At 42.4% G+C, this 7396-nt stretch carries 9 protein-coding genes; 1 reads left to right on the top strand and 8 read right to left on the bottom strand.

Annotated features, from left to right (window positions below; genetic code table 11):
* The first annotated feature begins 16 nt into the window (after positions 1–16).
* Positions 17–586, top strand: coding sequence for a Maf family nucleotide pyrophosphatase (locus tag R2S08_RS11560; protein WP_316835321.1), 570 nt, complete (start codon positions 17–19; stop codon positions 584–586).
* Here the strand turns inward: R2S08_RS11560 and R2S08_RS11555 are convergent.
* From R2S08_RS11555 to R2S08_RS11520, 8 genes are all read right to left on the bottom strand, one after another.
* Positions 579–1487, bottom strand: coding sequence for an exopolyphosphatase (locus tag R2S08_RS11555; protein ID WP_316835320.1), 909 nt, complete (start codon positions 1485–1487; stop codon positions 579–581). The genes R2S08_RS11560 and R2S08_RS11555 overlap by 8 nt on opposite strands.
* 26 nt (positions 1488–1513) lie before the next feature.
* On the bottom strand, positions 1514–2845 hold the full coding sequence (locus tag R2S08_RS11550) for an ABC transporter permease (protein WP_316835319.1): 1332 nt from the start codon (positions 2843–2845) through the stop codon (positions 1514–1516).
* 5 nt (positions 2846–2850) lie between these two features.
* On the bottom strand, positions 2851–3750 hold the full coding sequence (locus R2S08_RS11545; protein WP_108553524.1) for an ABC transporter ATP-binding protein: 900 nt from the start codon (positions 3748–3750) through the stop codon (positions 2851–2853).
* A 512-nt stretch (positions 3751–4262) separates the two neighbouring features.
* Positions 4263–4409, bottom strand: coding sequence for a hypothetical protein (locus tag R2S08_RS11540; RefSeq protein WP_316835318.1), 147 nt, complete (start codon positions 4407–4409; stop codon positions 4263–4265).
* 68 nt (positions 4410–4477) lie between these two features.
* A complete protein-coding gene (gene dnaJ / locus R2S08_RS11535) occupies positions 4478–5644 on the bottom strand; it encodes a molecular chaperone DnaJ (RefSeq protein ID WP_316835317.1) in 1167 nt (388 codons plus the stop codon).
* Between the two features lie 4 nt (positions 5645–5648).
* Entirely contained in the window at positions 5649–6236 is a 588-nt protein-coding gene (locus R2S08_RS11530) for a nucleotide exchange factor GrpE (RefSeq protein ID WP_316835316.1), read from the bottom strand.
* Between the two features lie 125 nt (positions 6237–6361).
* Positions 6362–7045, bottom strand: coding sequence for a cell division ATP-binding protein FtsE (locus R2S08_RS11525; protein WP_316835315.1), 684 nt, complete (start codon positions 7043–7045; stop codon positions 6362–6364).
* Positions 7046–7047: 2 nt separating this feature from the next.
* Positions 7048–7251 carry a fructose-6-phosphate aldolase gene (locus tag R2S08_RS11520; protein ID WP_108553882.1) on the bottom strand — a complete coding sequence of 68 codons (204 nt, stop codon included), beginning with the start codon at positions 7249–7251 and terminating at the stop codon, positions 7048–7050.
* Positions 7252–7396: the final 145 nt, after the last annotated feature.

The raw sequence follows: 7396 nt of genomic DNA, 5'->3' as shown, positions 1-7396 counted from the left end.
ATTATTTTAGCGCTCTATGTACAAACAGCAGCTTCCCATTATCCTTGCTTCGAAATCTCCCCGAAGACAGGAATTGCTCCAGCAAATGGACCTTGACTTTAAAGTCATATTAAAAGATGTAGATGAAAGTTATCCGGAGGGGCTAAGCCCAGCTGAAATAGCAGTCTATATTGCAGAGAAAAAAGCGAAGGCCTTTCTCGCAGACGAACCAGACAGCATTGTGATCACCGCAGATACGATAGTGGCCTATGAAGGTGAAATTATGGGCAAGCCTGAAGATGCTAAACATGCCGACCAAATGCTGACTAAACTTTCAGGCACTGTTCACGAGGTGTATACCGGAGTAAGCCTGATTTACAATGGTGAAATTTTATCTTTTTTTGATCTTACAGAAGTCTCTTTCAGAGAATTAAGTACTGAACAGATCCGTTACTATATTGAAAACTATAAACCATTTGATAAAGCAGGAGCCTATGGCATCCAGGATTGGATCGGAATGGTTGCTGTAGAAAAGATTATAGGGTCTTATACCAATGTAATGGGTTTGCCAACGGAAAAATTGTATACTGCGCTTATGGCTATTTAACCGGAAGCAAGGATTGCAGTACCCCCATTTTCAGGTCATAGGTGGAGAGGCTTAGCTTCTCCAGACCGGTTTCGTCAATAACATAGTTCGTGAGTATAGCCGCCAGAACGATCATATCTACCCGCAAGGGAATAAGCCCTTTCATCCCGGCCCTTTCTTCATGTGTGGAGGCAATGAGTTCTGCAGCAAGCTTTTTATAAGCTTCGATAGGCAAAGTACAGGAAGCCATCTTTTTAACTTCCACATCCTTTAATAATAAGGTTGCAAAAGTTTCAAAAGCACCTGCCGAGCCAATTAAAGTTAAAGGCTGATGAGCAGCACAGGCCTCCTTTAGTTCTCTTAGTGTATTTTCCAGGTGGTCAAGAATGGTCCTCTGGTCTGCTTCACTGATCGGGTCCGATTTAAAGTAGGCCTGCATTAAGCGTGCAGCACCGATGTTATAGCTTTTTTTCCAAAGTACCTGTTCCGGATTACAAAGGATAAATTCCGTACTGCCACCCCCGATATCCATAATCAGTGAGGGCTCAACGATCACGCCTGTAGCCTGTACACCCTTAAAAATATAACCGGCCTCTTCTTCTCCGCTGATCACTTCAATGTCGATACCGGCGCGCAATTTAGCCGCTTTAACAAAATTGGCTCCATTTGCAGCACTTCTCACCGCTGAAGTTGCCGTTGCTCTGACTATGTCAACCTGTTGGTTTTTGATCTCCCCTGCAAAGGATATTAAAGTCTGAAGCCCTCTTTCGAAGGCTTCAGGTATAATGATGTTCTCGTTGATCTTTCCTTCTCCCAGTTTTACCGGCGAATTGGTTTTATAAACCACATTGACCCTGTCGGAAAGATCTGCAATAATCAAATGAAAAGTATTGGTTCCTAAATCTATTACAGCTGCTCTCATAGGGGTGTTTTATAAGGACAAATGTATTAATTTTTATAGGCAAACCACTTGATCATCTCTTTGAAGCTTGCTTTTTTACCATACATTAAAATCCCAACCCTGTAAATCCTGGAAGCTACCCAAACTGTTGCCACAAAGCCGATCACCATCAGGCCCATAGACAGCATCAGCTGCCAGTCCGGAACACCATAAGGCAAACGGACCATCATGGCAATAGGAGAGGTGAAGGGGATGATAGAAAGCCAAAAGGCCATTGGTCCGTAAGGATCATTGGTAACTACACTTAAAGATAAGATATAGCCAAAGAGCAGTGGCATCATGACCGGAAACATAAACTGCTGGGTTTCGGTCTCACTGTCTACTGCAGATCCAATGGCAGCGTAAAGTGCACTGTAAAACAAATAACCGCCGATAAAAAAGAAAATAAATACAGAAATGATTTTGGTCAGTTCCAGGTTGGCCAGGCTTTTTTGAATATTCCCTATTCCCGGCGTATTGGCTGCTGCGACCTGGGCAGAAGGCATTTTTTTAGCTTGCACACTGGCTTGCATGGCACTTTCTTTGAGGTCTTTGTCGTTAACAAGCATCTTCATGGCTACAGTAGAGATAGATGCTGTAAGTACGATCCATAACACAAATTGGGTGAGACCCACCAGGGCAATTCCAATAATTTTCCCCATCATCAGCTGAAAAGGCTTCACAGAAGAAATCATCACCTCTATAATGCGGTTCGTCTTTTCCTCAATCACGCCCCTCATTACCTGTACGCCATAAAGCATAATGAACATAAACATTAAGATTCCTGAAACATAAGCAATGATCGTACTGGCACCAGCACTGGAATCTTCCTCTTTACCGGTATCGCTGATCTTTTTGGTATCTATATCTACTGAGGTCTTCAGTTTATCCAGTTCTTCCTGTGCAATACCAGAGGTTTTTAACTTCTGATTCCGGATCAATTCCTCTATATCATCTGAAATCTTACTACTCAAGGCCAATCCGGCCTGTTTATTCCCCAGCAGTTGTATACCTTCCGGATGGTTCAGGTCAAAATCAGGCAGATACAACAGGTAATCATAGCTACCATTTTTTAAAGAAGATTTCATCTCTTTAAGCGACTGATCTACATATTGATAATTTCTGTTCTTTGAAGAAGGAAGTTTTTCCAGAAGTGTTTTATTTTCGCTGACAACCGCAATTTTATTGGAGGTGCCACTAATGCCTTGAATGGAAAAGTAAATCGCCACGCCATAAAAACCGGCAATGATGATTGGCGTAAGCAGGGTCATCACAATAAACGACTTTTTCTTAACCCTCGATAAATATTCTCTTTGTATAATGAGTAAAATCTTGTTCATGGCCTTTAGTTTTTTTGTTTTACCTTTTCAATAAAAATATCATTCATGGTCGGAATCACCTCATCCAAACGGTGGATGGCTACCTGGGGCAGCAACACGGACAATAGCTCATTGGCCGTTTGTCCGGGCTTAAGCTGTACTTTGATCCTGGTCATGTTTTTATGCTGTTCTGTTTCCCGGATATCAAACGGTGTTTCTGCAGATTGAAGTGTTCCTTCATATTCCACCCAATAGGTATTGTTGCGGTATTCCTGTTTGATCGCCTCTACAGAGCCGTCCAGGATCTTTTTAGATTGATGGATCAATGCAATATGGTCACACAGTTCTTCTACAGATTCCATTCTGTGGGTAGAGAAGATGAATGTAGAGCCTTGTCTGTTCAGTTCCAGGATCTCATTTTTTATAATGTCTGCATTCACCGGATCAAATCCGGAAAAAGGTTCGTCCAGGATAATGAGTTCCGGTGTATGCATCACTGTAGCCACAAACTGTACTTTCTGCTGCATCCCCTTACTTAAATCCTCCACTTTTTTGTTCCACCAGCTGCCCATATCCAGTTTCTCAAACCAGTACTTGACCCTTTTGGTGGCTTCTGCTGTGCTCAGACCTTTCAGTTTAGCGAGGTAGAGCACTTGCTCTCCAATTTCCATTTTCTTGTACAAACCACGTTCTTCCGGTAAATAACCAATCTGTGCAATGTGGTCTGAATTTAAGCGTTTCCCGTTGAATATAACCTCCCCGCTGTCTGGTGCGGTAATTTGGGTAATGATACGGATTAAAGAGGTTTTCCCAGCTCCGTTAGGGCCAAGGAGTCCAAAGATCTTGCCTTGTTCTACGGTAAGACTGACGTCATCCAGGGCGCGGTGACTGGCGTATTGTTTTACAATATGGTTTACACTGAGCATAAGGTGAATTTAATTAGCTTTTCTGGTTCTTTGTTTAGTTAGTTACGTAAAATAGCAAAACGTTACAATAAAAAATGAAATAAGCTTTTGAAAAATAAATGTACTCTTCGGAGACTACGCTTTCTGCGCGCCGCTTTGCGGCATGCTTCGAAAGCTGAGGTCTCCTCTAAGTAACATTGATTTTTCCTGGGAGCTTAGGAGGGAGGAGAACCAGGCATGGCGCAGAACCAAGCATGGCGCAGAACCAAGCATGGCGTATATTGATATGGAGTTAGTTCAACTGGTATAGGGTTTAGCCAGGAAAAGAACCAGGCATGGCAAATATTGGTATAGAGCTTAGCAGGGAGAAAAACCTGGTATGGTGTATATTGATATGAGTGGGTTTAACTGCTATAGGGTTTAGTCAGGAAGAGGACCAGGCATGGCGAATATTGGTATAGAGCTTAGCCGGGAGAAAAGCCAGGTATACGTAATAAGCAAAAACAGAAAATTAGTCAAGAAATAAAAAAATGTTAAGAAGTATATCCAGCTATGCGCCATGCCTGGATATCCCCCCAGTTAAGCGCCCAGGAAAAATCAATGTTACTTAGAGGAGACCTCAGCTTTCGAAGCAGTCTGCGCAGCAACTGCGTAGAAAGCGTAGTCTCCGAAGAGTACATTGGTTTTTCAAAAGCTTCAACCATAAAAAAAGCCGCGTAAGCGGCTCTTCCTAAAAAAAACTAATCTGTTATTCAAAATATTCTTTCATCTTCTCAAAGAAGCTCTTATCATTCTTACCCGGCTGAGGCTTAAAATTCGGCGACTCCCTCAATTTCTCTAGAAGCGCCCTTTCCTCAGTGCTCAACGCCTTTGGCGTCCAGATGTTCACATGAATGATCTCATCACCACGATGATACGAATTAATTTCAGGAATACCCTTACCCTTCAAACGAAGCAATTTACCACTTTGCGTACCCGGTTCAATCTTGATCTTCGCTTTACCATCAATGGTTGGAACCTCAGCACTGTAACCCAAAGCCGCATCCACAATACTCACATGAAGATCATAAACCACGTTATTCCCCTCACGTTTCAAAGTCTCATGAGGCAATTCCTCAATCAGAATGATCAAATCGCCAGGAATACCACCATTAGGCGCTGCATTCCCTTTGCCGCTCATGCTGAGTTGCATACCATCACTTACACCAGCAGGGATATTGATCGTAATCGTCTCTTCACCACGAACTGTACCCTCGCCATGGCAGGACGTACATTTAGACGTGATCTGAGAACCAGAACCATTACAGGTAGGGCAGGTAGAAGTGGTCTGCATCTGGCCCAATATAGTATTGGTCACCCTGCGCACCGAACCACTGCCACCGCAAGTTTTACAAGTGCTCACAGATGAACGGTCTTTAGCACCACTTCCATCGCAAGTTTTACAAGTAACCTGTTTGTTGACTTTTATTTTTTTCTCTGCACCATTGGCAATTTCCTCCAAGGTCAGTTTAACTTTAATTCTTAAATTAGAGCCTTTAGCAACCCGTCTTCCTCCACGTGACTGGCCACCGCCACCACCAAAGAAGCTTTCGAAAGGACTGCCGCCGCCACCAAAGATATCACCAAACTGGCTGAAAATATCTTCCATGTTCATGCCGCCGCCTCCGTAGCCGCCGCCACCAGATGCACCACCTACACCGGCATGACCATAATGATCATAACGTTGTTTTTTCTCCGGATTACTTAAAACCTCGTAAGCCTCTGCCGCTTCCTTAAATTTGTCTTCAGCAGCTTTATCATCCGGATTTTTATCCGGGTGATATTTAATGGCCAGCTTACGGTAAGCCTTTTTTATCTCTTCGGTAGAGGTGCTTTTACTCACCCCAAGCACATCATAATAATCTCTCTTGCTCATAATATTAACTACCCACTACTACTTTGGCAAAGCGAATTACTTTGTCATTTAAAGTATAGCCTTTTTCTAACTCATCTATAACTTTCCCTTTCATCTCCTCATTAGGTGCAGGGATCTTCGTGATGGCCTCATGGTTATCGGTATCGAAAGGCGTGTTGATGCTTTCCATTTCCTTTAAACCTTTTTGTGCCAGAATACTTTTTAATTTACTGTGTACCAGCTGCACACCCTCCCGAACTGCCGCAACGTCAGACGCATTTTCCATCGCCTTGTTTGCACGGTCGAAATCATCCAGTACAGGTAATAAAGAAATCACTACATCTTTGCCCGCAGTTTGTAAAAGTTCTACACGTTCCTTTTGTGTACGGCGTTTAAAGTTATCAAACTCTGCAAATAAGCGCAGATATTTGTCATTTAGTGCGGCATTCTCCTCCTTCAGTTTTTCTTCTGCTGAAAGTTCAGCAACAGGTTCTGCAGCAGCTTCACCGGCGGTATTGTTTTCTTCGTTAGACAGCTCGCTGTTCAACTGCTCTTCAGCAGCTTTATTCGCGATTGGATTTTCGTTATCGTTGTTCTTCTTCTTGCTAAACATGGTATAGTAGAATTTTTGGTGGTAAACTCAAAAGCTTTGCCAATAGGATATTTCAGCCATGCTGTCAGTTTAATTCGAAATGTACTGTACAGAATGGCTGAAAAAGGAATTTTTTGTCAGAAATATTAAGCTATTGTGGCATCCTCATGCACGATTCCACCCTCGCATTTTATGATTCTGGAAGGCAGGGTACGGATGATGTGATAATCATGGGTAGCCATTAATACGGCCGTACCACTCTGGCTGATTTGCTTCAGGAGCATCACAATCTCTTCAGAAGTGTCCGGATCAAGGTTTCCTGTAGGTTCATCTGCCAGAATGATCTCCGGGTTGTTTAATAAAGCCCGGGCAATCACAATACGCTGCTGCTCACCTCCGGAGATTTCATGAGGCATTTTTTTGATCTTGGAGCGCAAACCTACTTTATCAAGTACGTCCTTAATACGTTCCTGAATCAGGCTCTTGTCGGTCCAGCCTGTAGACTTTAACACAAATTCCAGGTTCTTTTCAATGGTTCTGTCCGTAAGCAGCTGGAAATCCTGGAAAACAATCCCAAGTTTTCTTCTCAGGTAGGGAACATCTCTTTCTGCAAGGTTTTTCAGATCAAAACCCGCAACTTGTCCTTCTCCATTGCCAATGTGAAGGTCACCATAAATGATCTTCAGTAAACTACTTTTACCCGAACCCGTCTGTCCAATCAAAAACACAAACTCACCTTTATCAACGTTTAAGTTCACATTAGATAAAACCAGGTGTTTTTGTTGAAAAACATCTACATTCTTTAAATTTATAACTGCGTTTCCTGTCATGCTTAAATATCTAGTTTGGCGATCTGTCCAAAAGGCAAATCTTTAATTATATTCATAATGTAAGGCAACTTGTCGCCAAGACCCAGTTTATCCAGGGACTTATCCGGCCTGTCAACCCTGAAGTATGCCAGTAAAGTGAATTTCTCATCTCTTAATTGCACATAATCCGGAATTTTGGCAATGCCTTTTACTTTGATAACATACATTGTTCAAAAATAGTATTTCCAAACGATAAAAACAGAATCAACGTATAATCATTGTCAGTTTGCTTAAGTTGAAATACTTTTTTTGACCTGGAGGGTTTATAGCATGGCTGGAAGCCTGTTTGATGAGTTGTAGGTGTAATATTCT

This window comes from Pedobacter nutrimenti, assembly GCF_032678445.1.
GTDB lineage: Bacteria > Bacteroidota > Bacteroidia > Sphingobacteriales > Sphingobacteriaceae > Pedobacter > Pedobacter nutrimenti_A.
The sequence above is the reverse complement of the archived record's forward strand: the minus strand, read 5'-3'. Positions and strand labels throughout refer to the sequence as shown.

Bases quoted from the DNA above. Each gene is read 5' to 3' on its own strand.
- R2S08_RS11560 (WP_316835321.1), top strand. From the start codon at position 17: ATGTACAAACAGCAGCTTCCCATTATCCTTGCTTCGAAATCTCCCCGA.
- R2S08_RS11555 (WP_316835320.1), bottom strand. From the start codon at position 1,487: ATGAGAGCAGCTGTAATAGATTTAGGAACCAATACTTTTCATTTGATT.
- R2S08_RS11550 (WP_316835319.1), bottom strand. From the start codon at position 2,845: ATGAACAAGATTTTACTCATTATACAAAGAGAATATTTATCGAGGGTT.
- R2S08_RS11545 (WP_108553524.1), bottom strand. From the start codon at position 3,750: ATGCTCAGTGTAAACCATATTGTAAAACAATACGCCAGTCACCGCGCC.
- R2S08_RS11540 (WP_316835318.1), bottom strand. From the start codon at position 4,409: ATGTACTCTTCGGAGACTACGCTTTCTACGCAGTTGCTGCGCAGACTG.
- dnaJ (WP_316835317.1), bottom strand. From the start codon at position 5,644: ATGAGCAAGAGAGATTATTATGATGTGCTTGGGGTGAGTAAAAGCACC.
- R2S08_RS11530 (WP_316835316.1), bottom strand. From the start codon at position 6,236: ATGTTTAGCAAGAAGAAGAACAACGATAACGAAAATCCAATCGCGAAT.
- R2S08_RS11525 (WP_316835315.1), bottom strand. From the start codon at position 7,045: ATGACAGGAAACGCAGTTATAAATTTAAAGAATGTAGATGTTTTTCAA.
- R2S08_RS11520 (WP_108553882.1), bottom strand. From the start codon at position 7,251: ATGTATGTTATCAAAGTAAAAGGCATTGCCAAAATTCCGGATTATGTG.